At 51.8% G+C, this 25208-nt stretch carries 26 protein-coding genes; 23 read left to right on the top strand and 3 right to left on the bottom strand.

The window, feature by feature from the left end:
* Positions 1-2: 2 nt before the first annotated feature.
* The 8 genes from F1644_RS02020 (at position 3) to F1644_RS02055 (ending at position 6986) form a co-directional block, all read left to right on the top strand.
* Positions 3-2099, top strand: a complete 2097-nt coding sequence (locus F1644_RS02020) for a type IA DNA topoisomerase (protein ID WP_119064714.1) — start codon at positions 3-5, stop codon at positions 2097-2099.
* 200 nt (positions 2100-2299) lie between these two features.
* Positions 2300-2536: a hypothetical protein gene (locus F1644_RS02025; protein ID WP_004318972.1), complete on the top strand. Its 237-nt coding sequence runs from the start codon at positions 2300-2302 to the stop codon at positions 2534-2536.
* Between the two features lie 365 nt (positions 2537-2901).
* Positions 2902-3117, top strand: a complete 216-nt coding sequence (locus tag F1644_RS02030) for a hypothetical protein (RefSeq protein WP_168044311.1) — start codon at positions 2902-2904, stop codon at positions 3115-3117.
* Between the two features lie 36 nt (positions 3118-3153).
* The gene (locus F1644_RS02035) at positions 3154-4131 is read left to right on the top strand and encodes a PRTRC system protein E (protein ID WP_004318978.1); all 978 of its coding nucleotides are present in this window, start codon (positions 3154-3156) and stop codon (positions 4129-4131) included.
* 4 nt (positions 4132-4135) lie between these two features.
* Positions 4136-4357 (top strand): PRTRC system protein C, encoded by a 222-nt coding sequence (locus F1644_RS02040; protein ID WP_004318980.1) that lies wholly within the window; start codon positions 4136-4138, stop codon positions 4355-4357.
* A 35-nt stretch (positions 4358-4392) separates the two neighbouring features.
* Entirely contained in the window at positions 4393-5475 is a 1083-nt protein-coding gene (locus tag F1644_RS02045) for a hypothetical protein (RefSeq protein WP_168044313.1), read from the top strand.
* A 6-nt stretch (positions 5476-5481) separates the two neighbouring features.
* Positions 5482-6201 (top strand): prokaryotic E2 ligase family D protein, encoded by a 720-nt coding sequence (locus F1644_RS02050; RefSeq protein WP_004318984.1) that lies wholly within the window; start codon positions 5482-5484, stop codon positions 6199-6201.
* Positions 6198-6986 (top strand): PRTRC system ThiF family protein, encoded by a 789-nt coding sequence (locus F1644_RS02055; protein ID WP_004318986.1) that lies wholly within the window; start codon positions 6198-6200, stop codon positions 6984-6986. Before F1644_RS02050 ends, F1644_RS02055 begins: the two co-directional genes overlap by 4 nt.
* 335 nt (positions 6987-7321) lie before the next feature.
* Here the strand turns inward: F1644_RS02055 and F1644_RS02060 are convergent, their stop codons facing one another.
* Entirely contained in the window at positions 7322-7546 is a 225-nt protein-coding gene (locus F1644_RS02060) for a hypothetical protein (RefSeq protein ID WP_004318991.1), read from the bottom strand.
* A 51-nt stretch (positions 7547-7597) separates the two neighbouring features.
* Between F1644_RS02060 and F1644_RS02065 the strand changes: the two genes are divergently transcribed.
* From F1644_RS02065 to F1644_RS02135, 15 genes are all read left to right on the top strand, one after another.
* Positions 7598-8812, top strand: coding sequence for a DUF3575 domain-containing protein (locus F1644_RS02065; protein WP_004318993.1), 1215 nt, complete (start codon positions 7598-7600; stop codon positions 8810-8812).
* Positions 8813-8827: 15 nt separating this feature from the next.
* The gene (locus tag F1644_RS02070) at positions 8828-9718 is read left to right on the top strand and encodes a FimB/Mfa2 family fimbrial subunit (RefSeq protein WP_168044315.1); all 891 of its coding nucleotides are present in this window, start codon (positions 8828-8830) and stop codon (positions 9716-9718) included.
* A gap of 31 nt (positions 9719-9749) precedes the next feature.
* Positions 9750-10781 (top strand): fimbrillin family protein, encoded by a 1032-nt coding sequence (locus F1644_RS02075; protein WP_168044317.1) that lies wholly within the window; start codon positions 9750-9752, stop codon positions 10779-10781.
* 120 nt (positions 10782-10901) lie between these two features.
* A complete protein-coding gene (locus tag F1644_RS02080) occupies positions 10902-12536 on the top strand; it encodes a fimbrillin family protein (protein ID WP_168044319.1) in 1635 nt (544 codons plus the stop codon).
* Between the two features lie 179 nt (positions 12537-12715).
* Positions 12716-14266, top strand: a complete 1551-nt coding sequence (locus F1644_RS02085; protein ID WP_168044321.1) for a fimbrillin family protein — start codon at positions 12716-12718, stop codon at positions 14264-14266.
* A 168-nt stretch (positions 14267-14434) separates the two neighbouring features.
* Positions 14435-14746: a four helix bundle protein gene (locus F1644_RS02090; RefSeq protein ID WP_229782422.1), complete on the top strand. Its 312-nt coding sequence runs from the start codon at positions 14435-14437 to the stop codon at positions 14744-14746.
* Positions 14743-15021, top strand: coding sequence for a hypothetical protein (locus F1644_RS02095; protein WP_168044323.1), 279 nt, complete (start codon positions 14743-14745; stop codon positions 15019-15021). Before F1644_RS02090 ends, F1644_RS02095 begins: the two co-directional genes overlap by 4 nt.
* An 18-nt stretch (positions 15022-15039) precedes the next feature.
* Positions 15040-16302, top strand: coding sequence for a reverse transcriptase domain-containing protein (locus F1644_RS02100; protein WP_209279521.1), 1263 nt, complete (start codon positions 15040-15042; stop codon positions 16300-16302).
* On the top strand, positions 16299-16775 hold the full coding sequence (locus F1644_RS02105) for a MutS N-terminal domain-containing protein (RefSeq protein ID WP_004319010.1): 477 nt from the start codon (positions 16299-16301) through the stop codon (positions 16773-16775). The genes F1644_RS02100 and F1644_RS02105 overlap by 4 nt, the downstream gene beginning before the upstream one ends.
* A gap of 16 nt (positions 16776-16791) precedes the next feature.
* Positions 16792-19128: a hybrid sensor histidine kinase/response regulator gene (locus F1644_RS02110; RefSeq protein WP_347786950.1), complete on the top strand. Its 2337-nt coding sequence runs from the start codon at positions 16792-16794 to the stop codon at positions 19126-19128.
* Complete coding sequence (locus F1644_RS02115; protein ID WP_021971807.1) at positions 19103-20416, top strand: sigma-54-dependent transcriptional regulator; 1314 nt, start codon at positions 19103-19105, stop codon at positions 20414-20416. Before F1644_RS02110 ends, F1644_RS02115 begins: the two co-directional genes overlap by 26 nt.
* Before the next feature lie 351 nt (positions 20417-20767).
* Positions 20768-21184, top strand: coding sequence for a hypothetical protein (locus tag F1644_RS02120; RefSeq protein ID WP_034522606.1), 417 nt, complete (start codon positions 20768-20770; stop codon positions 21182-21184).
* Positions 21185-21401: 217 nt separating this feature from the next.
* Positions 21402-21707, top strand: a complete 306-nt coding sequence (locus tag F1644_RS02125; RefSeq protein WP_004319013.1) for a helix-turn-helix domain-containing protein — start codon at positions 21402-21404, stop codon at positions 21705-21707.
* Positions 21708-21726: 19 nt separating this feature from the next.
* On the top strand, positions 21727-22023 hold the full coding sequence (locus tag F1644_RS02130) for a helix-turn-helix domain-containing protein (RefSeq protein WP_004319014.1): 297 nt from the start codon (positions 21727-21729) through the stop codon (positions 22021-22023).
* On the top strand, positions 22020-22331 hold the full coding sequence (locus F1644_RS02135; RefSeq protein ID WP_004319015.1) for a helix-turn-helix domain-containing protein: 312 nt from the start codon (positions 22020-22022) through the stop codon (positions 22329-22331). The genes F1644_RS02130 and F1644_RS02135 overlap by 4 nt, the downstream gene beginning before the upstream one ends.
* A gap of 66 nt (positions 22332-22397) precedes the next feature.
* On the opposite strand, the gene F1644_RS02140 is transcribed toward F1644_RS02135, so the two are convergent.
* Together F1644_RS02140 and F1644_RS02145 are read right to left on the bottom strand one after the other, a co-directional pair.
* Positions 22398-23699 (bottom strand): site-specific integrase, encoded by a 1302-nt coding sequence (locus tag F1644_RS02140; RefSeq protein ID WP_004319016.1) that lies wholly within the window; start codon positions 23697-23699, stop codon positions 22398-22400.
* A gap of 23 nt (positions 23700-23722) precedes the next feature.
* Complete coding sequence (locus F1644_RS02145; protein ID WP_005832231.1) at positions 23723-24946, bottom strand: site-specific integrase; 1224 nt, start codon at positions 24944-24946, stop codon at positions 23723-23725.
* Between the last annotated feature and the right edge of the window lie 262 nt (positions 24947-25208).

Here is a 25208-nt window from a genome sequence, read left to right on the forward strand (position 1 = left end):
TCATGATAGCAATCATAGCAGAGAAACCGAGTGTCGGTCAGGACATAGCCCGCGTAGTCGGGGCTACAGAAAAAATGGACGGCTACATAACAGGAAACGGCTACATGGTGACATGGGCGCTGGGACATTTAGTGTCGCTGGCATTGCCGGGAACATACGGCTACACGAGGACCACCGCCGAAGACCTCCCGATGATTCCCGAACCGTTCCGCCTTGTGCCACGGCAGATACGCACGGACAGGGGGATGGTGACGGACATCGCCGCCGGCAAACAGCTCAAAATCATTGATGAAGTATTCTCCAAATGCGACAGCATCATCGTGGCAACGGACGCGGGCCGCGAGGGGGAACTTATCTTCCGGTGGATATATTCTTATCTGGGCTATACCAAGCCCTTCAGACGGCTGTGGATCTCCTCGCTTACCGACGAGGCCATCCGCGAGGGCATGGCGAACCTCAGGGAGGGAAGCGGATACGACAGCCTCTATGCCGCCGCCGACAGCCGTGCGAAGGCCGACTGGCTGGTGGGCATGAACGCGAGCCGCGCCCTGGCGACAGCCTCCGGATCGGCGAACAACTCCATAGGCCGTGTGCAGACTCCCACGCTCGCCATGATATGCGCACGCTTCAAGGAAAACCGGAACTTCGTCTCCACTCCATACTGGCAGCTGCATATCGCGCTGAAAAAAGACGACGTGCACCGGCAGTTCTTCAACCCGGAGGACTTCAGGGACAAGAATGGGGCGGAGGCCGCGTACAGGCGCATTACTTCCGACTCTGTGGTGACCATAAATAAGGTAGAACGAAAGACGGTATTTCAGCAGGCTCCGCTTCTGTATGACCTTACCGCACTACAGAAGGACTGCAACATCCACCACGACCTTTCGGCGGACAAGACCCTTTCCATCGCCCAGTCCCTGTACGAAAAGAAACTGGTCTCCTACCCGAGAACGGGCAGCCGTTATATCCCGGAGGATGTCATGGCACATGTCCCGGCCTTGCTGGAAAAGGTCATCACCATGCCCTGGTTCAGGGAATACGGACGGACTTTCGACCTTTCCGGCCTGAACACCCGGAGCGTGGACGCCACGAAAGTGACCGACCACCATGCACTGATCGTCACGGGCGTCGTTCCCGAAGGGCTGTCCGAGGCGGAAGCGGTTGTTTATGAGATGATAGCCGGAAGGATGCTGGAAGCCTTCTCTCCACGCTGCGAGAAAGAGTCACTGAAGATGGAGTGCGTGTGCGAGGGTATGGATTTCCGCTCACAATCCGCCGTCATCGTCAATCCCGGCTGGCGTGCCGTGTTCTCCCGGAAGGAAGACCGTGAAAAGGACGAGCCGGAAGGTAACGGGGGAACGGCGGTGTTTGCCGAAGGCGAGGAAATCCCGGTCATGGGATACGGGCTGGCACAGAAAAAGACCCTGCCCAGACCCCTTTACACGGAAGCGACCTTGCTCACCGCCATGGAGAACTGCGGTAAGGAAATCGCTGACGGACAGGCACGGGAAGCGGTGAAGGAGCTGGGCATCGGCACGCCCGCTACCCGTGCCGCCATCATCACGACCCTTTTCAAGCGTGACTATATCGAGCGTTCCGGCAAGAGCATCCGCCCGACGGAAAAGGGGCTTTACCTCTACGAGTCGGTCAAGGGCATGATGGTGGCCGATGCCGAACTGACCGGTACATGGGAGAAGGCACTGGCACAGATAGAGGGGCACACCCTCGATCCGGAAAGCTTCATGCTCTCCATCCGGGAATACACCGGGAAAGTGACCGGTGAGATACTGCGTCTCAAATTCCCCGAACCGTCGTCACGCGCCTTTACCTGCCCCAAGTGCAAGACCGGCAATGTGATAGTGAAGGCAAAAGTCGCCAAGTGCGACCATGAGGGGTGCGGACTGCTGGTGTTCCGCCGTTTCCTGAACAAGGAGCTGACCGACCAGCATCTGGAACAGCTTTTCTCTTCCGGCTCCACCAGGCTGATCAAGGGGGTCAAGGGCAAGAAAGGGGCCTCTTTCGACGCCGCGGTAGCCTTTGACGCGGACTTCAACCTGAAACTCTCGTTCCCCAAGCCCAAGGGAGGGAAGGGGAAATAATGCACTGCCATTCCAATTCAAGGGCAAAGGTAGCGGAACCGCCCGTTTCCACCCGCAAGGTCGGGCCTTGCAGGTTTCGGGGAAAATCATCCTCACTCGCGTTCCGGTATTTTCCCCGAAAACCTTGCCGGTGGAGGCGGTCCGCTTTCCGGCCCCTGAAATTGGAAATGACATGTTTCACCCATTAACCATATACGGTCATGAAAACAAGGGAATGTATCGAAAAACTCAGGACAGCCAAATGGATAAGGATTATGGCATTGGCCATTGTCGCCTTCATCGTGTTCAGCTATCTCCACTCAAGAGGAATATCGCCCGTATGGGCGGCAGTCGCCATCGTGTGTTTCAAGGGATTCTTCAGGTTTTTATATAAAATAGCCTGCCTGCTGGTAGCGGCGGCTATACTTTTCTGCATTCTCAGCTATCTGGTTTTCTAAAGATACAGACATATGAAGCGGATATACCATACAGGTCCAAATATCACCTCGCGGAACAGGGCTGTCCTTTCGGGCGGCTCTTTTTGTTTCCCATGCCTTATGGAAATGAGAATGACGAGGACACGCATGGAAAAGACAGGGAAGCGCATACAGCCATTGACAGACCGTGAACTACAGGGCAAAGTTGGCAAACGCTTCTTTTCGGACGGCAAGGCCGGGCCCTTCGGGTTTCGCGGAAAAATCATCCTCGCTGCGCTCCGGTATTTTTCCCGAAAGCCTTGCCTTTCCGGAAGCGTTTACCGTAAAGCCCTTGTAGTTCAACGGGCTGCCAAAGCCCGGATATTCACAATTAAAATTATAAAGTCATGAACCAAGCAATCATCTCAAGACCGCCGATGGCACCGGTGCAGATGCCGATGCCCGCAACAAGAAGAAAAAGGACAGTGGAGCCGAATCCCGTAGTCAAGTTCCCGCCAAGAGGCACAGGACCGGTACACATCTCCACGCTGCTGAACCCCATCCTGGAAATATGCCACCATCCCGACAGGGACAGGCTGCTGGCGGAGTTCTTCAACCAATAAAAAATACGATTATTCACACTTTAAATTATTACAGTTATGTTTTTTACAGCAATCAACCAGATGATGACCGAGGGCGTGGACCTCACGATAGTCATCCGCAAAGCGAACGGACAAATGGCGGTATCCACACTGCCGAAGTCGAACGGGCTGAAGGACGAGGCCCAGAACCACATCGTGCCCCTGACGGTCAGCGGACTGCCGGAGGAACTGGACGCGGGATTCCTGCAAACCGTCGCCCGGCCGATACAGAAGGTGGCGGGACTGATCACCAACATGGCGCAGTTCGAGGCGCAGGCTGACAAGGCCGCTGCCGACAGCAAGGCGGCGAAGGAAGAAAAAGCCAAAGAGACGAAGGAGGAGAAGGAGAAACGCGAGAAGTACGAGAAGCATCTCAAGAAGGCGGAGGAACTGATTGCCGCCGGGAAGCACAGCGAGGCTGTCTCCGCACTCGGCCAGGCACGCCTCCATGCCAAGCCGCAAGACCTGAAGAAGATTGACAGCATGGTGGAGGAACAGAAGAAGGCGATGAACAAGGGCAGCCTGTTCGAGCTGATGGATGAACCGGCACCGCAACCGCAGCCACAGCCACAGCAGCAACCGCAACCTATGGCGGCAACGGCACAACAGCCACAGCCACGACCAATGGCAGTTCCCGTGCAGCAACCGCCCTATCCGCCGCAGCCCCAGGCTCCGAGACCGATAGCAGGACAACCGCAGCGGCCTATGACGGCACAACCGCTGCAACAGCCTTCGATGTGGCCACCGCAACAACCGCCGCAAAGACCGCTTCCGCCACAGCCGCAATATGCCGGACAACAGCCTACGGCTCCGCAGCCTCCATACGGGGCACAGTCTGACACGCACTGGCAGGAACAGGCATTCTCTCCCGAAGACTACCCTGCGCAATATCCCGCGGACGGAGAAATCAATTACAATCCCAAGGATTACGAGGAATATCCCGATTTTCCCCAATCCATGTTAGAACCCAAGTATTCACCTTATCAGACAGTTTAAGATTATGGCACTCGAAATCACAGGAATGACACGCTCGTTCACGTTCAAGAAAGGCAGCGGAATGATTACGCTCGACGATCCCAACCCGTCGGACAGCCCCGAAATGGTCATGAGTTACTACTCCAACTTCTACCCGGAGCTGACCACGGCGACGGTACACGGACCGGTCATCAAGAATGACAAGGCGGTGTACGAGTTCAAGACCACCATCGGGACAAAAGGATAGGAAACCATGAAGAAGGACAATAAAAAGAAGAAATCATGTGTACCATTGGACGAACATCAGTCGGCACTGCTCGCAAGGCTCATCATCGGCCAGACAGAACGGAATGTACGACACGGTGTGAACAGGACAGAACGGATTACGGCTCCAAGCGGGGCCGTAATTCTTTTCTGAATACGGCACTTGCCCCGATAGCACAGAAAAGTATTGTCGTGGATTCATACGGCAGTAATGGCATCAACGTGATTACGCAGGAAAACTACGAGTTCCTGCGTGACTCGTTTTTCAACTATGCCCTTTTGTTGAAACAGGAAGCGGTGCATACTCCGGGCAAAAGTATCGGGGCAAGCATAGCCAATCTGTACGACGAGATGGACAAACTTGTCGGGGAAGGGATGAATGTGAATATCGAACAGGATAACGGCAGGCTCTATTTCAATCTGTGGAAGTGTCACAAATGGGGCGAACTGACCTTGTACTATTTCCCGATGAAATTCGTTGAATCTCTCAATTCTACGCTCAGGAGGATTTCCATTACATTCATTAACAAGCTGATGTGGGCAAACGGAATCTCTACCATTTTGGACGAAGAGGACACGGATTATATATTCATGTGGCTGAAAGAGGATGATCCGCAGGAGGAGGAAGAGGAAACTGTCAAAAGACTGGAACTGGTACGGTCATACGAGAAAGGGAAAATCGGCAGGCTGCTAAAGCATGTTGAAAAAAAGTCCTATTACAAGGATTTGCCGAAGGCACTTGAAAAATACACCCCGCAAAACGACTTCGAGCGTTCCATTGTCGGAGCGATGAAAAAGGGATTGCCCTTCCTTAACCCGGAACACGGTATCATGCAATACGGCTATGATGCCTTTTACGAGGAGGAACCGGATTTTCAGCCGATGCGTCTGGATCAGCAGATAAGGGTGGTCTATGACTGCGACGACATGGTGTCCGAATATCTGGTGGACTATTACAATAATAACAGCCAGGAGACATACGATATCATCCCGATTACCACCTGTGCCCTGTCACCGGAAACCGACCGCCTGTTTATCATGGATGACTATCCGGAACGGTTCTTCAAGTGGGCGGATGAATTTATTAACATTGTATATTGAAAGATTATGGTAGAAACGAATGAACTTACAAGAAAACTGAGGACGCTGCTTCATCCGAGGGCGGCGTTGATTGTCTATGCGGAAGAGAATGACAACCACAGCACGGATGACGACGGTTATTTTATCGAAGTCAGGGACATAGACGAAAATGGGACAATGGGCGAAGGCCGTCCGGTGACGGTGGAGTTCATGAACGAACTGGTACGGGGCTATTCCGAAAGCCACAGTGTGACACCATACGGCAGGATACCGTCCAACCTGCTGTGGTTTGACCCGCGCAAGGGCAGTGAGAAATACATCTGGTACAACCCGCCCCAAAAGCGCATGATGTTCTTCCATGACATCCTGAAGATTGAAAGCGCGGAATACAACCTGCCGGGCGTGATCTATGAGGCCGGAGAAAACCGTCTGAATGTCTATGCCTATACAGATGTTGAACTGACAGACAATTCGGACCTTTTTGCGGCTCCGTTCTTCAATGTGACGGGAGCGAGCGTCTGTCTGGGCTCCGCAAAAATTGAGAAGCCGAAAGACCTGACCTACACGAACCTGCTGGAGTATTGGGAAAAGAGGTTCTGGCTGACGGAGTTCTCCCATCTGGGTGGAGGTGGGAACCCCACGAAATCCAATCTGGTACTGGTAACGAAAGCGGCAAAGGACAAGCCTTTTGACCTTGACGAACTGCAACCTTTAAAAAAACTGAAACTAAAAGACATATTGCGATGAAAAGAGTACATTATACAGACAGTTACCTGATGAACCCGCAACATCCGGTGACGGTAAACATCATAGGCGCGGGCGGTACAGGCTCGCAAGTGCTGACCGGTATGGCAAGACTGGATGTCACGCTCCGTGCACTCGGACATCCGGGATTGTTCGTAACGGTCTACGATCCAGACATCGTGACGGACGCAAACATTGGGCGGCAGCTCTTCGGACCGTCGGACCTGGGACTGAACAAGTCACAATGTCTGGTCACAAGGATAAACAATTTTTTCGGAAACGACTGGAAAGCGGAGGCGAGTTTCTATCCGTCGGTATTGAAGGAGGTAAAGCGGACCGAAATTGCGAACATCACCATTACCTGTACGGATAATATAAAATCCAGACTCGATTTGTGGAACGTGCTTGCGAAAGTTCCTTCATCCTCCTATACGGACAATAACACGCCGCTCTACTGGATGGATTTCGGGAATACAAAGACCGCCGGGCAGGTTGTACTGGGAACCGTGCCGAAGAAAATCAAACAGCCGGTTTCCACGATGTATGAAACGGTCGGCTCACTGAAAGTCATTACCCGTTTTGTGAAATATGCGAGAGTGAAAGAAGTGGATTCCGGACCGAGTTGCTCACTGGCAGAGGCATTGGAAAAACAGGATCTGTTTATCAACTCCACGCTGGCGCAACTCGGCTGCAATATCCTCTGGAAAATGTTCCGCCACGGGATGATTGAGCATCACGGGCTGTTCCTGAACTTAGAAACGATGAAAGTCAATCCGATAGGGGTATAAGACAGGCAAAAGCAAATATGAAAAAGTGGAACCGCCTTGCCGGAAAAGTTTCTGCAAAATAATATCATTCAATTCATTGCGGAATGAGAAATTATTTGTACTTTTGCTATTGTATTTCGAGAATGTTTTGTTAACGATGTATGAACGGCAATAAAAGCACATATAAATACCACCCGTATATAACAAATATTTTTTGTTCAGGCGGTGCTTCGTCCTATAAGACGGAGGCTTTTTTCGTGTCATTACCGTTTCGTAAAGTTGTTTCCATATCCGGAAAATATTTGTCCGATGCGCTTAAAATGTGTGCCGATTATTTGGATATTCAGATAATTCGGTTACTCTCTCTCTCTCTCTCTCTCTCTCTCTCTCTCATGGCTACGCGCGTCAATATACAAAATATTCCTTAAATACCAATCACTTACGGAGAGTCCGTTTTCCGGAATATCTCTCCTTTCCACGTTATTATCCGAACCTTTACATGCCGCCCTCACCAATCGGGGGCGCGTATCGTCATATCCGTCGGCGGTGTATGCCGGAGCATGGAACAACAATGCCCGCATACGCCGCCGATATGCTTTTTTATTAACCCGTAACAACAAATCTTATCAAATATGACAGTGATAAAACGAATATTATTGACGGTCTTTCTTGCCGTTACAGGATTGTCGCTTTCGGCACAGGAGAAGCCGGACTCCACTGCCTACCGTTTCCGGTTCGTGGCAGAGAACGATATGTTCTTCTCCCCGTGGAGCGGCAACGGACAGGAACTTGAGCGGTTGCTTGCAGCCATCGACGAACACCGCCCCGCCATCGAAGCCGGACAAATGTATCTTTTAGTGACAAGCTACGCTACGGACGGCAACGAAGAACAGACTGCGGCGCAAGTGGCAAAGACACGCCGCAATCGTGTGAAGTCGGAACTGATTGTGCGCGGCAAGATAAAAGAGTCGAACTTCGTCACCGACCAGTTGTTTGACGAAGCCTATACGGACGGGAACGGAAAATCCCTGCACAACATGGTCATCGTCACCCTCCCTGCCTCTGTTGAGAAAGTGGCGGAGATAGCCGGTGCGGAAGCCGCCGCCAGAGTGGAAGCCTATAACAAAGAGGTGTCTGGCGAGGCGGAGCGCGAACGTATGGCAGCGAAAGAGCAGGCAAAAGCGGAACAGACTGCCAAGGAAAAGGCAGAACAGGAGCGTATCGCTGCAGAGCAGGCAGCCCGAGAGAAAGCCGAGGCGGAACGGATGGAGCGTGAACGCATGGCAGCGGAACAAGTCGAAAAAGAGCGTCTGGAAGCGGAGGAACAAGCCCGCCTGCAAGCTGAAGAAACGGCAATAGCCACCCCGTATCATTTTGCCTTGCGTGCCAACCTCCTGCGTTGGGCAACCCTCACTCCCGATTTGGGTATCGAGTGGCGCATCAACCGCCATGTGGGTATTGCCGTGAACGGTACGTGGGCTTCATGGAGCTGGGACGACAAGAACCGCCGCTATGCCCTTTGGGAAGTGGCCCCCGAAGTGCGATGGTATCTCGGCAAGGAGAAACGGGGCTATATCGGTGCGATGTACAAGGCCGGGCAGTTCAACTACAAGCTGTCCGAAACAGGCCGTCAGGGCGACCTCATGGGCGGTGGTATCGTCGGAGGTTATCAGCTGAAACTCAACAATGCCCTTTCTCTTGATTTCAACCTCGGCATCGGCTATATCCATGCCGACTATGACAAGTATGTGGTCATCAACGGCGTGAGGGTAAGGCGCGGCAGCGAAACAAAGAACTGGTGGGGCCCCGTCTCGGCGGGTGTCACCCTGGTGTGGAACATCTTTTAGCGGAAAGGAGGAACAATGAATACAACGACAATCATACGACAGATAAAGGAATATATGGGAGCATACGGAAAGGCTTATACCTTATTATATCTAATAGGTGCGGTGACCATACTGACCTCGTGCGTGAAGGACGACCTCTATGACACGCCGCACCCCGACCGTGGGGCGGTGGTCGTAACCACGGACTGGAGCGGAAAGAGCACCGAGGCGGACATACCGCAGGCATACACACTGCGCATCGGCGGGAGGGAACAGAACGTGAGCGCGGCGACCAACGTGTTCGACGCGCTGCTCGCGCCCGGTGGCTACGGCCTGACGGTGTACAACTCCCCGGAGGGGATTAGTATCGACGGAAACAAGGCAACGGTGAATCCGGTGGATCTGACGGGTGCAATAGAGCCGCACCCCGGCTACCTCTTCGCCTCGCACCAGGACATCAGCGTCGTGGCGGATGACACCCTGCACGTCACCGCCCCGATGAGACAATACGTGCGCAGGCTCGACATCGAACTGACCGCCACGGAAGGCGACTACAGCCGTGTACAGTCGGCTACGGCAACGCTCTCCGGCGTGGCTTCGGCAGCGGATATGGCAACAGGCGACCGGAGTGCAGCGGCACAAGTAACAAACGCTTTCAGGCAGGACGGCAACAAGTTCACAATCTTTTTCCGACTGCTCGGCATCGTCCCGACGGAAACGCATACGCTGACGGTGGACATCACTTTCAACAACGGTGACACGCAGCGGGTAGTGAGCGACCTTACCGAGGCCATAAGGGACTTCAATAACGGCACCAAACCGGTTAAACTCACGGGTAATCTGCTTTTGCCCGTAGAGGCCGGGGTAACGGGCGCAACCATCACGGGCTGGAACGAGGTAGAAAGCGGCAATGGGGATGCTAACTGACGATAAATATTTTAATTAAAAAAACAAGATTATGACAATGAACATGAGGTTTTTCATTATTGCAGCAGCAGCAACGCTATTGGCTGCGTGTACACAAGAGAACGAGGTACAGAACAATCCGGTGGAAGCACGAATCACGGCAGGCGTGAGCGGGCCGAAGACCCGTGCTGTGGACAACGGGTGGAACGCCGACCGAATCGGCGTGATGGTGGTGGATGCCCCTGGCACGACCACGACCATGGGCGGCAAGTACAAGAACGTGGGATACGCGACCACGAGTACCGGCACCAACGCGGACTTCACCCCGATGACGGCGGGTGGCGGCATCTTCTTCGAGGACGCTTTCCTCGAGTTTACTTTTGCCGCCTACGCGCCTTACGCATCGGGCGCAAACGCCTCCACCCTGCCTGGTACAGACGGGAAGATTACGGTAAATACAAGCAACCAGCCCACGACCACGGAACAGGAGAAGGTGGACTACATCCATGCCACGGGAGCCAAGGCCGATAAAGACAGCCCGACCGTCAGCTTCACGGACAACACCGCCGCGGGCGGCAGCGACTGCTCCTTCAAGCACAAGATGGCCCGTCTTATCCTCAAGGTGCAGGTGTCGAACACCGACGGTTTCGACGACACTGCCGTGCTGGAATTCGCCGACTACAAGCTGGGCGGCCTGGTTCACGAGGGAACGTTCGATGTGAAGACCGGTACCGCCGCGACCACGGGCAGCGTTGTGAGCGACTGGATGTTACGCCAGTGCACCGGTGCCCCGAAGACGGCCACGGACAAGTGCGTGGCAACCTTTGACGCCGCCACGGGCGTGATGACTTTCACCATGATCCTGCTCCCGCAGACACTCGCCAACGCTTTGGTGCTTGAGATATCTCCCGATGACGAGGAATACCAGAGCTACTCCAACAAGGACATGATCAAACCCGCGTTGGAGGCCGGTTATTCTTATACCTACACCATCACGGTGAAGAAGACGGGGCTGACCCTTAGCGGAAGCACCATCGAAAACTGGAACGACGGTGGTAGCCATGCGGGTGATGCAAAAATGTAGTGTGTCTGAAAGCCACTGCCGTGCATCAGGCGTAAGACGGAGGCACGCCATATATAATAAATGGTGCGGCAGCCCGCGTCGCAACGGGCAGTGGCACAAAACGAAATAAATAAAGACAATATGAAAATAATAAGGAACATAGCGAGAAGGCCGTGGCCGCGCATCGGCGACTGGTTGCCGGTTGTGATGCTCATCTGTGGGGTGCTCGCTTCCTGTAGCAGTGAGGATGAAAGCACCGCGCCCCTGCCCGACGGCAAGTACCCGCTGCAACTGACGGCGGAGGTGGCGCAGCCGCAGACCCGCGCCGGAGGTAAGGACGCGTGGACGGGCGGCGAGGAGATTAGAGTGTCACTGGAAGGCGTGTTTGGTAACAAAACATACGTGATGGACGCATCGGGCAATGCAAGCCCGAAGGATGCCGATAATGCCTTCTATTGGAAGAACACCGATGAAGCCCGCGTCAGTGCATGGACCCCGGACATAGAATCGGAAACGGATATTTCCGACCAAAGTGGCGGGTACGCCGCTTTCGATGTCCTGTACGCCAGTGCCATAGGGCGTTATGACCAAGCCATAAATCTCCGTTTCATCCACCGCATGGCGAAAATCGAAGTAATTCTCAAAGCTGGCGAAGGCATTACGGAAGAGGAGTTGGAGGGTGCGACCGTCACCATTTTCGGAGACCCGCTAACGCACTCAACCGCCGGCTTGGTATCACCGGGTGACCAATCGGACGGCGAGATAAAGCCCTATTACGATGCCGCAACGAAGAAATACGAGGCGTTAGTGCCGCCGCAGGATATGACGGGCAAGCCGCTCATCCGAATCAGCATAGGCAGCAATGACTTTACCTACACTCCCGAAACAGAAGCTGCCGGCAAATTTGGGTTTTTCGGTGGCAAGCGGTATGCCTACACCATCACCGTGAAAGCCAGTGGCATAGAGGTGACCGCAGCCAAGGGCGGAACGTGGAACGCCGGCGGCAGCGAGAATGTGGGCGTGACCATCACCTATGACGGCACGGAAACAGAACCGAAAATCGGCGACTATTACTACTCCGACGGCACCTGGAGCGACGGTGGCCTGCGCAAGCTCTATGCCGACGGCACGATGGAGTGGGCAGAGACCAAGCCGCAGCCGGAGAACGGTAAGAACGTTATCGCCATCGTGTTCCATGCCGGTCATCACGAAAACGATGCCTCCGATTACTCCGCCACCGGTATCGGTCAGCAGAAGTGCCACGGCTATGCCGTTGCCTTGCAGGATGCCACAAACGGTTATTGTCAGTGGGGCGTTTACGGAACCAAGTTGGGTTGCTGCCCCACGGATGGAAGCGGAAAAAAACAGAACAATTACTCTGCACCTGACATCGACTGGAGCGGCTACGCCTGGACACAGAAAATCATCACCGCTGCCGGCGGCAAGGACAAGTTGCATGCCACCGAAGATTCCGGTTATCCTGCCACCTACTATGCCGTTGTGGATTATGCGCACAAAGTCCCGTCCCCTGCCAACAGCACCGGCTGGTTTTTGCCCTCCATCGGCCAGATGTGGAATGTTTATCAAAACCGCGCTTCTTTGTTTGAAGGCAAGACAGTGGTATCAGGCTTAAAGTCTGACTGGTACTGGTCCTCCTCGGAGTTCTACTACGTTCCGGCGGACTACGCTCTTTGTGTGGATGTGCGCAACGGCGACGTGAGCTACGACCGTAAGGACCGCAGGGATAGTTACGTGCGTCCGGTCTTGGCTTTCTGACCTATTTACCTATTCAGCCTATTTATCTATTATGCGGCGTAGCCGCTCGTTGATAAAGGCTGAATACCCGCGAAGCGGGTCGGATTTACAAACGGAATTGTGGCAACGGCCGCTTGCAGTCTTTGCCCCGCAAGGAAGATAAAAACAAGTAACGTAAAGTTAAAATAAAAAGTGTGACAATGAAACGAAATATCCTACATACCCTTTGGGCGGCGGCACTGCTGCTGACCGGCTGCACGCAGGAGGAGCTTCCCCTGCCCGGTGCTGACAATGCCGCACCGCTCGCCATCACCATCACCGACGGCGGCTATGCTCCGGCGGCTTCCGACGGCGGAATGCAGAAAACCCTTACCCGCGCCACGGAGAATGGCTACCGCACCGAGTTCACGGCCGGCGACGAGTGCGGACTCTACATCGTGCGCGGCGAAGCGGTAGTATATGAAAATGTAAAGCTCACAGCCACCGCAGGCCCGGACGGCAACTTGGCATGGCAGCCCGAAGCGGGCGTTACTCTCGCCGGAGGACTCGCTGGCGAGCAGTATTTCCTCTACTATCCCTACCAGGCGGACATGACGGGCAAGGTAAAAGTCACGGACGATGCCGACTTCTTCGCCCCGCTCATCAATGACTGGCAGCCGGCTTCCGACCAAAGCGACTACACCGCAGGCTACACCGCCTCCGACCTCATGACCGCCAGTGGCAATGCTGACAAAGCCAATGGCAAGGTCTTGCTCTCCTTCGCCATGACCCACCGCATGACGCTCGCCGTCATCGAAATGCCCAAGACGGTGTACAAGTTCACCGACACGAGCATCCCCGACTACACCGTGCCGACCGCCGCCGACTTCACCAACAGCAGCGTCAAGCCCTGCCGTATGGCGGACGGCTCGTACCGCTGCATCGTGAATCCCGCACAGACTGCCCCGACCCTCACCGGCAGCTTCGACGGCGGCAAGAAAGAGTTTACCCTCACCCCGAACGGCATTGCCACAGGCAACTACAAGACCTATAAGGTGGACGGTGCGCAGGCTATGGAAAAGAATTATAACTTGCAGATGGGCGACTACCTGTGCAAGAATTCCGATGGTAATTGGTATATTATCCCCGGTGAGGAAATGCCGAATGAGGAGTGCATCGCCATCGTGTTCCATGCCGGTCATCACGAAAACGATGCCTCCGATTACTCCGCCACCGGTATCGGTCAGCAGAAGTGCCACGGCTATGCCGTTGCCTTGCAGGATGCCACAAACGGTTATTGTCAGTGGGGCGTTTACGGAACCGAGTTGGGTTGCTGCCCCACGGATGGAAGCGGAAAAAAACAGAACAATTACTCTGCACCTGACATCGACTGGAGCGGCTACGCCTGGACACAGAAAATCATCACCGCTGCCGGCGGCAAGGACAAGTTGAATGCCACCGAAGATTCCGGTTATCCTGCCACCTACTATGCCGTTGTGGATTATGCGAGCAAAGTCCCGTCCCCTGCCAACAGCACCGGCTGGTTTTTGCCCTCCATCGGCCAGATGTGGAATGTTTATCAAAACCGTACTTCTTTGTTTGACGGCAAGACAGGAGTATCAGTCTTACAGAGGGATTGGTACTGGTCCTCTTCTGAGAGCTACTTCTTTCCGGCGAGCAACGCTCTTTATGTGAATGTGAGCAGCGGCGACGTGGACGACTACCCTAAGGACAACAGGAGTAGTTACGTGCGTCCGGTCTTGGCTTTCTGACCTATTTGTCTATTTAATCTATTTATCTATTATGCGGCGTAGCCGCTTGTTGATAAAGGCTAAATCCCCGCGAAGCGGGTCGGAAAAATTTTTGAAAAATCGAGTTATGGCATTATCCGAAGAATTACCCTATACCGCGACACTTACAGGTTGTTGAACAACCTGCTGGTGCTTACGCAGGATTTTCCCCGCTTCTTCCGGTACAGTATGGGCAGCCGTATGGTGGATTTGACTTTGGATATGCTGTCTCTGATTTACAAGGCGAACAGCAGCTATGAAAAAGTGGGCGTATTGACCGAATTTCTCGACCGTTACCGCATGTTGCAGATGCTTTTCCGCGTATGTGTGGAGCAGAAGGTCATTACCGAGCGCAAATACGCCTCGTTCGGGTTGCTGTTGGAGAAGATAGGCAAGCAGGCTACGAGCTGGAAACAATATAATGAACGCGGGATGAAGAAACAGGAAGATAAAAGGCAATGAATGATTCGTCGGTCGGAATCCGGGCGGTCAAGGCTACCCGGAGTGAACTGTTTATTATTGAAAAAGGGTTGTCGGCAGGCTTCCCTCGTGCAGGGAGACTCGCAAAGACAAATACAGACAACATTTACTGGTCCTCTTCTGAGAACTACAACAATCCGGCGAACAACGCTCTTTATGTGAATGTGAACAACGGCAACGTGAACAACAACAATAAGAACAACAGAAATAGTTACGTGCGTCCGGTCTTGGCTTTTTCAATAAAAACTTTACGATAAACAAAATGGTATAGCGATATGGAGTTGCAACAAAGTCTTTTTACAGATGAGGAACTCGGAGGCATTCCGTTGGAGGATGTCTTCGAGGCGTATTTCGAGTGCCGTAAAAAGAAACGCAATACCTGCAATGCCCTTGCCTTCGAGAGCGATTACGAACGCAGGTGTGTGGAACTGTGGCGGGAAATCAATGCCGGCACATACCGCCCTTCGCGTTCCATCGCTTTCATTATCAACAAACCCGTGAAACGGGAGATTTTCGCCGCCGACTTCCGCGACCGTGTTGTACACCACCTCATAGCCCACAGGCTCGTTCCGCTTTTGGAAGAGAAGTTCATCGATGACAGTTACAGTACCCGCAAGGGAAAGGGTACGCTCTACGGCATAGAACGGGTGGAAGAACATATCCGGCTCTGCTCCGAGAACTACACGCGGGATTGCTATATCCTGAAAATAGACATCCGTTCGTTCTTCATGAAAATATCGAAGAGGCGGCTGTATGACCTGACCGAAGAACTCTTGCACGAACGCTACGGGGGAAACGACCTGGCGATACTGCTCTATCTGCTCCGTGAGACGATATTCAACCGTCCGGAAAAGAACTGCATCCGCAAGACGCCTCCCCAAAGCTGGCGCGGACTGCCCAAAGACAAGAGCCTGTTCCATTCCGACGGCTCGTGCGGACTGCCTATCGGCAACCTGACAAGCCAGTTGCTCGCCCTTAACTTCCTGGACGGACTGGACCATCTCATCAGCGAAGAATGGGGCGTGAAGCACTACGGCAGGTATGTGGACGACATGGTGCTTGTCCATCCCTCGAAAGAGCACCTGATAGAGGTGAAAGCGAAAATTGCCGGCTGGCTCTCCGAACACGGGCTGTCGCTGCACCCGCGCAAGATCTATCTGCAACATTACACGAAAGGTGTCCTGTTTATCGGAGGGATGATACTTCCGGGGCGGAAATACCTGAGCAACCGCACAGTCGGCTTCTGCTACGATGCCATCGACCGCCTGAACCGCTTGGCGGCAGGCTCGCCCGATTACGTGAAAACCCACGGGGAGGAGTTTGTCAGTACGATAAACTCCTATTTGGGAATGATGCGGCATTTTTCCTCCTACAACCTGCGGTGCAAGGTCATGAGCCGTATCGGTAAGGAATGGTGGCAGGTCATCTATTTTGCCGGACACTTGGAGAAAGTCGTGTTGAAAAAACGGTACAGACAGATTGAATGCAAAAAAGAGGAGATTTGTAATGAAATCAAAGAACTGAGGAGGACTGTATGACAGAACGCGAATTGATACAACAACAGCAGGAACTCGGCGACAGCCGTTTCCTCGTGACCCGGTCGGGCAAGTTTTTCTCCGCCTACGGTTGCGGGGCTTTCGCCTTGGCACGCGCCACAGGCTACCGTGTCATGCACCGGCAGCGTAAAGGCGGAAATTTTGTGCTGACCACAGGATTCCCGGAAAGCCATGTAGGGAAAGTGATGGAACAGATAATAGCCGCCGGAGGGAAAATCGACCGGCAGGACGACGGTTCTTTCGTCTTTTCCGGCATAGACGGCAGCGAAGCGGAGGCGTTGGTCTCCATCCCCGAAAAAACGGAGGGCGGGCAAGACCGCAAGGGCAGCAAAAGTTCGTATGACAACAGCCTGCAGGCTATGATACTCTCGTTCGACCTCTCTCGCTCCACCCCTATGGATGCCATGAACTTTATAGACCTGCTGCAAAAGAGGATTTACGATACAGATGTTTAATATGACCTTGTTATATATGAACAGAAACATACCCCTGCAAGCTAAAATCCTCTTCGGCTATATGATGTTAATGGCGGTCATCATCAGCATGGCCGCTATTCTTTTCCATGAACACGCACGCCTTCGGAAAATCGAGGCCGACACCTACGAAATCAGACAGGCACGCCGTGACATATCCGAGATACACCGCAACATCACGGTACTCGCCTCATTGGGCGAGAGCGTCATCGCTTGGGAGGATGAGGACTACCATGCCTACCAAACGAGACGGCTGAGGGTGGACAGCCTGCTGCAAATGCTGCAAACGAACCATAGCTACATATTCGGTCTGTCGCAGATAGATACCCTGCAACAGTTGTTGGCGGACAAGGAGACACACCTGCACCAAATCATGCAGGTGTTCCACCGGCAGGACAAAGCCGACAGCCTGCTGGTGAACCATCTGCCAGAAGCTGCAAGGCAAGCGACACAGACCCGTACCGTCGTGCAGAAGAAGAAAGGCATAGCCGGATGGTTCGGCGGCAAGGAAACGGTGCAAGTGCCCGCCTCGTCCGACAAGCTCCGCTCGCTGAACGAACAGCTTATCGCCCTGCAAGCGGAGCGGATACGCAACATGGAGAATTACACCGACAGCCTGCGCATCCGCAACAGGGAACTGAACCGCAAACTGTTCGCCCTGCTCGGTAACATCAGCGACCATGCACAAGCCGCCTTCCGGGACAGGGAAGAGCAGATAGCCCAAGCGCACCAACGCTCCACCTCCATCATCACCGGGCTGATCATCGCCGCCATCCTCCTGCTGGTGTTCTCGTACCTGATTATCCAGAAACATCTGAAACGGGATTCGCTGCTCAGGAAAAAGATGGAGGGTGTCATTGACCGGAATAATGAACTGCTGGAAACGCGTAAAAACGTCATACTTACTATCTCGCATGACATACGCGGCCCCCTGAACATCATTTACGGATATGTCGAACTGGCAAAAGATACCCGGGACAGGAAACGCAGGAATCACCATTTGGAAAATATCGAAACGGAGTGCAAACATATCCTGCACCTGCTGAACAATCTGCTGGACGTGTACCGCCTGAACGAGTCCAAGGAAACCTGCAACAATGTACCGTTCAACCTTAATGATCTGTTGGAACGTATTGTGACCGGATTTTCACATATTGCCAATAATAAGGGAATCATATTCCACCATGATTCCCAAAATACGGATGTCGTACTGTGCGGTGACATGGATCGTATCTCTCAAATTATAGACAATCTACTGACGAATGCTGTGAAGTTTACAAACGCCGGTATGATACAGTTCAATGTCCGATATGAAAATGGAATGCTTTATATAGAAATAAAGGATACGGGAATCGGTATGGATCAAGACACCGTTTCGCGTATCTTCCGTCCGTTTGAACGCCTGTCGTCTGAGGCGAATGCCGAAGGTTTCGGGTTGGGCTTGCCCATCACAAAAGGATTGGTCAAACTTTTAGGAGGCAGCATTGATGTGGAAAGTAAAATCGGGCATGGCAGCACATTTCGTGTATCCCTGCCGTTAGCGGTTTCCAATGAGAAAATCAATAGTGAAGCGTCGGCAGTTCCGCAAGACCGTCTGCCATTGCCACAGCGCGTACTTGTTATAGACAATGACACATTACAACTGGAAATAGCCAAGGAAATGCTTGAACGCAACGGAGTATCGTGTACCACCTGTTCCAATGCCAAAGAACTGGTCAATGAGATGCGCAGGCAGGATTACGACTTGCTGCTAAGCGACATACAGATGCCGGAAACCAACGGTTTTGAAATTCTGGCATTGCTTCGCAAATCCAGCATCGGAAATTCACACACAATTCCGATAGTAGCCATGACTGCACGAGGAGAAGGAGAAAAAGAGGCATTCATAAAGGGCGGATTCACGGACTCCATCCACAAGCCGTTTTCCATGAGAGAACTGTTGGATATGGTCTCTTCTGTGGTGTCACGCGATGTGGAAGAGTCACATACACCGGATTTTGCCACGTTCACGGCAGATGTGCTTGATAAAAGAGAACTGCTAAGAACTTTCATTATCCAGTCCGAACAAAATATGGCAGACTTGCAATCGGCAATAAAGACAGGGGACATTGAAAAGCTCCATGACATAGCCCACGAGATAAAGCCCTCGTTGGAGTTGTTACGGGCCGATGCTCCACTGGTAAAACTCCGCACCACGTTAAACGATTCTGCATGCGATATGAATACCGTCAATGAACAGGTGAAGCTGCTGATAGGACACATCTCCGGACTTATAACAGAAGCTGAAAAGGAAATAAAGAAAATGAGCGATGAAACAGAAGGTACTGATAGTTGAAGACAATATAAGTTTGTCACAACGCCAGAAAGACTGGCTTGAACAGGCGGGGTACGATGTAATGACCGCCATGCGTGAACCGGCCGCACGTGCATTGATACGCAAGCATCGGTTCGACTTCATATTGTCCGATGTGCGCTTGCCTGAAGGTGACGGAATATCGCTTTTAGAGTGGCTCACAAAAGAGAAGAAAGACATTCCATTCATAGTGACAACGGAATACGGGTCTATACCGGATGCGGTACGCGCCATCAAGTTGGGGGCAAAAGACTATCTGCCCAAGCCGGTACACCGGGAACACCTGCTTGAACTGGCGGAAGAGATATTCCGTCCGCTCGCGACTGTCCGCACGAAACCGAAAGACCTGTTCAGACGTACCTGCCCTAAAATACTTGAGGTGGAGAGATACGCGAGGATAGTAGCCCCGTCGGATATGTCGGTGCTGATACTCGGTGCCAACGGTACCGGCAAGGAGTCCGTGGCACAGGGCATTCACGCGAACAGCGGACGTGACGGCAAGTTTGTAGCGGTCAATTGCGGAGCGTTGCCACGCGAACTTGCGGCATCCCTCCTGTTCGGACACGAGAAAGGCGCCTTCACCGGTGCGGATACGGCAAAGAACGGATATTTCGACATGGCAAAAGGCGGTACGCTCTTCCTGGATGAAATCGGCACGATGCCTATTGACATACAGTCCATGCTCCTTAGAGTGTTGCAGGAGAATACCTATACCCCTATCGGCAGCGACAGGGAGCGGATGGCAGACGTGCGGATTGTGGCGGCAACGAATGAAAATCTGGAACGGGCCATCAAGGAAGGACGATTCCGGGAAGACCTGTACCACCGTCTGGCAGAGATGGAAATCAGGATGCCATCTTTGGCCGAGTGTGCTGATGACATTTTGCCTTTGGCGGAATTTTTCCGTGAACGGTTTTCCAAAGAACTTAAGAAAGAGACAAAAGGCTTTTCAAAAGATGCCATATACCGACTTCGTTCTTATCGTTGGCCGGGCAATGTCAGGGAATTGCAGAACCGGATCAAACGGGCGGTGTTGCTTACGGAAACCCCTGTATTGGAGTTGCCGGACTTGAACGCAGACAGTCAGACTGATATTCGGATTACGGAGAAAACTCCGGACATATTGCCTTTGAAAGACGAAAACAGCGAGAGGGAAGCCATTGCAAATGCCCTTCAAGCGTGCAACGGGCATCGTGAACAGACCGCACGATTGTTGAATGTAAACTCTTCAACACTGTACCGGAAGATGAAGAAATACGGGATAAGATAATCCCCGATATTCTATCTATTTCCGGCAACAGTGTTGACACAGAATATATTGAAATGATTTTTCAATCCGACTGAAATTTTGTAAATTTGCAAAAGATTTGGCAGGGTATAGCCTTGCCGGTCTGAAACATAGAAGAAAACCGGTGGAGGGAAAACCCCTCTGCTGATTATATAACATAAGAGCGCAAGCTTCTCGGACAGAAATCTGGTAAATTGACGTTAAAGGAGAATGATTGCGTAATGCTTATGCTATGCTCTGTCATAGCGTGGTGTTGCGTGTTCTCCTTTAGGCTTTACCAGAGCCTCTGTCTGAGTGCGTGGCTACCACGCTTCTTTTTTTAGACGGACAGGTATGGCAAGAATACAAATCATAACGGCAGTGACATTGGACGGTTATCTTCCCGACCCGAATGAAGAGTTGTTGCAATGGGTGAAGACGGACAGCCAAGGTTTCCCGTTCTGGCACGAGAGGAGTACCTTCACGCTGTTTCCCGGCTATCCCATGCTGGACTTGATTTGTGAAAAGGACGAGAAACCGGACTCCTTTACCTTTACCTCAGAAATATCCGACCCAAAGAGCCTTGACTTGCTACACGGGCTTTCCATCTACCACCTCATTGACGAAATCATCATCTACATTCTTCCTCTGACAACAGGCAACGGTACGGACTGCCTGCATCGACTTCCGGTCAATCGTTGGAAACTTTACAGGACAGTTGCTTTCAAAAACGGGATTGTCCGTCTCATTTATCGCAAATCCTCGCGATAGTCCATTGCATCCTGCAAGGAAATCTTGCAATTTGCAAGATTCGCCATTTATTCATTTTTACAGCCTCAGATTTTTATTTCACTGATATACAATGTTATATCAGTTCCTCTTGGTGTCTATCGGTGTCATTGGTACGCTGTTGGCCTTATAATATGATATAACCTGTTGCGCAACAAGGTGTAAGCAAACGATAAGTTACACTTAAAACAGATTACTCATGTTACAGATAAACAGCGAGATGTTCGCCCAAATCATGGAACGGTTCGACAGGATAGAGCGGGCATTGGAGCGTATGAACAAGCTGAAGGAATGCCTGGACGGCGACACGCTCTTGGACAACTACGACCTGTGCCGGCTGCTCGGCATCACCAAACGCACGCTGGCGCGTTACCGCCAGAAGAAGCTCGTGACCTATTACATGATTGACGGGAGAACCTACTACAAGGCATCCGAAGTGGAGGCGTTCCTCAACCAAAAGGGCAAGTCATTGCCGGCGAGGTTCAGACATCAGCCAAATGTTTAATTAAAATGAAGCAAGGATTATGGAAATAATATGTGTTGACAAACAGACTTTTGAAGAATTGCGTGTCCGGTTCTGTGATTTTGAGGAACGGATGACGCGGGTATGCCGTCCGGCCGAGGACCTCGGCTTGAAAAACTGGCTGGATAATCAGGAGGTGTGCGATGTGCTTCGCATCAACAAGAAGACACTACAGGTATATCGCAACAAAGGGATATTGCCTTTCAGCCGTATCAAGAACAAGCTGTTCTACAAGCCTGAAGACGTACAGAGATTGTTGGATTTGAATTATCACCCTTTAATAAAAAGCAGATTATGAGCTATCATTTCTTGGACGACAAAGACCCTCGGATCGACGTGATGTTTCAAGGGCTGGAAAAAATGGAGAAGATGCTCTCCGTGATTGAGAAGATGCCGAAATCCCTCTTTAACGGTGAGCGCTTCCTCACTGACGAGGAACTCTCCAAAGTCCTGCGGGTAAGCAGGCGCACATTGCAGGAGTACCGGACATTCGGGGTGGTTCCTTATTACATGGTGCAGGGCAAGACTCTGTATAAGGAATCGGATATTCTGAAGATACTGGAGGATTCCTACAAGCGTTGCCGGGAAGAACAACGATGGGTATAGCATCGTTCACTAAAAGAGACGGAGAAATGATTTCCTTTTTACAAAGGGCATTTCTCCGTTTTTATTTTATGCCATTTCAGACTTTCTTCCCCGTTTTTTCTTGACGATGAAATCTTCTTCGCAAAGCTGTATCTGTTTTCCGAAACCTGTGGACTTTAGCCGTTTCATATCCTCGTCCACTTTGGTGTCCGTTACTTGGGCATACAGCTGGGTGGTGGAAATGGAGTTGTGTCCCATCATGCGGCTGACCGTCTCTATCGGCACACCGAGCGAGAGGGTGATGTGGGTCCCGAAATTATGCCTGGCCTGATGGTAGGTCAAATCAAAGCCATATACCTGTCCCAGCTCTCGTGTCAATGTTATAAAATATCCACGATTGTAAACATTGAATACCTTGTCCCCGGTTCTTTGGCTACGATATTTCTCGATGATTTGAAGGGGAATATCCAACAGGCGGACAGACGAAAGCGTATCCGTCTTTTGCCTGTGGATGTGAATCCACCATGTGCCGTCCTCAGCCTGCGTGACATCATTGACCGACAGTTTTTTCAAGTCCGCATACGCCAATCCGGTAAATGTCGAGAAAATGAACATATCCCTTACGAATTGCAGTTGAGGCTTCTCCACCGGGGTGGTCATCAGTGTCTTCAAGTCCTCCAATTTCATGTGCCGGCTTTTTCTTTTTGGCAGTTCGGGATGCAGGCGGCAGTAAGGGTCACGGCGCAATGTCCCCTGGCTGACCGCCCGCATTGTCAGCTTCTTCAGGCGGTACAGGTGTTCATGTACGGTCTTGGGTTTTTGGTTGCGGTTCGTGCGCAGGAACAACTCGAAGTCGTCATAAAACGCACGGTCAAGGCTTCTCAATGTCACGTCCTCCACGCCTTTCTTCTCCTGAACAAAAGCGGAAAGGTGCTTGTAGGAACGCTTGTAGGAGTCGTATGTTTCCTGTATGCGGTCTATCCCGATACGCTTCTTGAACTCCTCGTTATGCTCCCTGAACAAGGCAAGCAGGGTAAGTGGTTTCTGCCCGATGCCTTTGACTGCATTCTTGACAAGTTCCGCTGTAATGAACCCCAGACTGTTCTTTATCCTGTCGTAATGTCCGGTTATCTCGTCTGTCAGGTCATCTATGGCACGGTTCACCGTAACTGCATTTTCACTCCGTCCGTCGGCGCGTCCTTTGTCGGGATTCCAAATAGAGGGATTGACGGATACTTTGGTTCCTATCTGTGCCCATTCGGCATCAATGCTTACCTTGCACAATAACTGGCACATTCCGTCCTTGCGGACTTTCGTGCGGTTTATATAGAACAATACGGCAAATGTACTACGCCGCTTGATATTCTGGTTTTCCATATTCTTTTCCATGTTCTTGTTTTTTTAAGAGGTAATCAAATCACGACGGAAAAACGTTCCGATATTTTCCGGTTCAAAGTCCTTGTGTCGGAATCAATCTTGTCATCGGTCACTTTCGCGTAAATACGTGTGGTTTCAATCCGGCTATGTCCGAGCATTTTGCTGACGGTTTCAAGAGGAACCCCATGCGAAAGGGTGATTTCCGTGGCGTAGGTGTGCCTGGCTACATGAAATACCAGCGGACGGTTGATGTTGCAAATCCGGGCAATCTCTTTCAGGTAGAGATTCATGTTGGAATTACAATACATCGGTAGCAGCCTGTTATCAGAAACGGCATCACTGTACTTTTTCAGAATCTGTAACGGCAAGTCCAACAAGGGGATTTCAAATTCTATCTTGGTCTTCTGGCGGGCACTTTTAATCCACCATGTGCCGTCTTCCGCAAGCGACAGGTTTTCTTTTGTCAGCGAGCGCATATCCCTGTATGAAATGCCGGTGAAGCAGGAAAACAGGAACATGTCACGGACAAGGTAAAGTGTCTGCCTATGGAGCGGAGTGGTCATAAGCCGTTGCAGCTCTTCATCGGTAAGATACTTCTGCACCGCTTTCGGACGAACCGGCTCGTAACCCATGAACGGATAAACGGTAATGATACCGTCAGCGATAGCCTCACCCACGATGGTTTTCAGTTGGACGGTCAGGTTGATGACGGTTCCGGGAGCGAGATTGCGTTCGGTACGAAGGTACAGGTCGTATTTGTCGATGAAGGAGCGGTCCAATGCCGAGAAAGGAATATCCGTTAGCCTGTATTTTTCTTGCAGAAACTTCTCAATGTGCCTATAGGCATTGCGGTATGCCTGCAAACTTTTGGCTGTGCGGTTGACTCCAACTCGCTTTTCAAAGTTGTTGATGAATTGCCTGAAATAGCTCAACAGTGTTTCCTGCCCGCTTGCCATTCCAAGCAAAATGCTTTTCACTTCCTCAGCGGTCACACCGTCACGGACGGCAGACTGCTCGTTATAGATACTCAACGCCACCGCACGGATCTCATCCAGCCGGTTGTTGATTTCCTTTGCCGTCACACTCTTGCCAGACGCACGCCCCGAAGTCCATCGGGATTGCGGCACTTTCATCTTCACGCTGAATGCCGCTTCAGAGTATTTTCCGATGTTCAACTTAGCCATTACCGGACATTCGCCATTGGCATCCGCCTCGCTCTTTTTCAGGTAGAACGACACCTTTACATTTGCCTGATTCATAACCTATTCCTTTGTTTGCAAAATTATTATATAGCGAGCAAATGAATGGCATGAAAAATATAGCGGAATATAGAAAAAGCCCCCTTGACTTCCAATCTGAGACTGTATTTTTTCCTGATACGGAAAATTTTGACTAACTTTGCATTAGCAAAAAACAGACAGAACAGCGTTCTTGCGGTGGTGAACAGGGGTAGAAAAACAGTTTTGGAAGTAAATTTCATACCTATTTTCAATCCCGAAAAGGCAACGGATAAGTAGCAAT

The sequence above is a fragment of the Butyricimonas paravirosa genome (assembly GCF_032878955.1).
GTDB lineage: Bacteria > Bacteroidota > Bacteroidia > Bacteroidales > Marinifilaceae > Butyricimonas > Butyricimonas paravirosa.

What these genes read in the sequence shown, in the direction of transcription:
- F1644_RS02085 (WP_168044321.1), top strand. Translation starts at nt 12,716, where the DNA reads ATGAAACGAAATATCCTACATACCCTTTGGGCGGCGGCACTGCTGCTG.
- F1644_RS02065 (WP_004318993.1), top strand. Translation starts at nt 7,598, where the DNA reads ATGACAGTGATAAAACGAATATTATTGACGGTCTTTCTTGCCGTTACA.
- F1644_RS02025 (WP_004318972.1), top strand. Translation starts at nt 2,300, where the DNA reads ATGAAAACAAGGGAATGTATCGAAAAACTCAGGACAGCCAAATGGATA.
- F1644_RS02100 (WP_209279521.1), top strand. Translation starts at nt 15,040, where the DNA reads ATGGAGTTGCAACAAAGTCTTTTTACAGATGAGGAACTCGGAGGCATT.
- F1644_RS02120 (WP_034522606.1), top strand. Translation starts at nt 20,768, where the DNA reads ATGGCAAGAATACAAATCATAACGGCAGTGACATTGGACGGTTATCTT.
- F1644_RS02035 (WP_004318978.1), top strand. Translation starts at nt 3,154, where the DNA reads ATGTTTTTTACAGCAATCAACCAGATGATGACCGAGGGCGTGGACCTC.
- F1644_RS02115 (WP_021971807.1), top strand. Translation starts at nt 19,103, where the DNA reads ATGAAACAGAAGGTACTGATAGTTGAAGACAATATAAGTTTGTCACAA.
- F1644_RS02135 (WP_004319015.1), top strand. Translation starts at nt 22,020, where the DNA reads ATGAGCTATCATTTCTTGGACGACAAAGACCCTCGGATCGACGTGATG.
- F1644_RS02050 (WP_004318984.1), top strand. Translation starts at nt 5,482, where the DNA reads ATGGTAGAAACGAATGAACTTACAAGAAAACTGAGGACGCTGCTTCAT.
- F1644_RS02020 (WP_119064714.1), top strand. Translation starts at nt 3, where the DNA reads ATGATAGCAATCATAGCAGAGAAACCGAGTGTCGGTCAGGACATAGCC.
- F1644_RS02110 (WP_347786950.1), top strand. Translation starts at nt 16,792, where the DNA reads ATGAACAGAAACATACCCCTGCAAGCTAAAATCCTCTTCGGCTATATG.
- F1644_RS02030 (WP_168044311.1), top strand. Translation starts at nt 2,902, where the DNA reads ATGAACCAAGCAATCATCTCAAGACCGCCGATGGCACCGGTGCAGATG.
- F1644_RS02145 (WP_005832231.1), bottom strand. Translation starts at nt 24,946, where the DNA reads ATGAATCAGGCAAATGTAAAGGTGTCGTTCTACCTGAAAAAGAGCGAG.
- F1644_RS02060 (WP_004318991.1), bottom strand. Translation starts at nt 7,546, where the DNA reads ATGCGGGCATTGTTGTTCCATGCTCCGGCATACACCGCCGACGGATAT.
- F1644_RS02070 (WP_168044315.1), top strand. Translation starts at nt 8,828, where the DNA reads ATGAATACAACGACAATCATACGACAGATAAAGGAATATATGGGAGCA.
- F1644_RS02140 (WP_004319016.1), bottom strand. Translation starts at nt 23,699, where the DNA reads ATGGAAAAGAATATGGAAAACCAGAATATCAAGCGGCGTAGTACATTT.
- F1644_RS02130 (WP_004319014.1), top strand. Translation starts at nt 21,727, where the DNA reads ATGGAAATAATATGTGTTGACAAACAGACTTTTGAAGAATTGCGTGTC.
- F1644_RS02105 (WP_004319010.1), top strand. Translation starts at nt 16,299, where the DNA reads ATGACAGAACGCGAATTGATACAACAACAGCAGGAACTCGGCGACAGC.
- F1644_RS02080 (WP_168044319.1), top strand. Translation starts at nt 10,902, where the DNA reads ATGAAAATAATAAGGAACATAGCGAGAAGGCCGTGGCCGCGCATCGGC.
- F1644_RS02095 (WP_168044323.1), top strand. Translation starts at nt 14,743, where the DNA reads ATGAATGATTCGTCGGTCGGAATCCGGGCGGTCAAGGCTACCCGGAGT.
- F1644_RS02040 (WP_004318980.1), top strand. Translation starts at nt 4,136, where the DNA reads ATGGCACTCGAAATCACAGGAATGACACGCTCGTTCACGTTCAAGAAA.
- F1644_RS02125 (WP_004319013.1), top strand. Translation starts at nt 21,402, where the DNA reads ATGTTACAGATAAACAGCGAGATGTTCGCCCAAATCATGGAACGGTTC.
- F1644_RS02075 (WP_168044317.1), top strand. Translation starts at nt 9,750, where the DNA reads ATGACAATGAACATGAGGTTTTTCATTATTGCAGCAGCAGCAACGCTA.
- F1644_RS02055 (WP_004318986.1), top strand. Translation starts at nt 6,198, where the DNA reads ATGAAAAGAGTACATTATACAGACAGTTACCTGATGAACCCGCAACAT.
- F1644_RS02045 (WP_168044313.1), top strand. Translation starts at nt 4,393, where the DNA reads ATGTGTACCATTGGACGAACATCAGTCGGCACTGCTCGCAAGGCTCAT.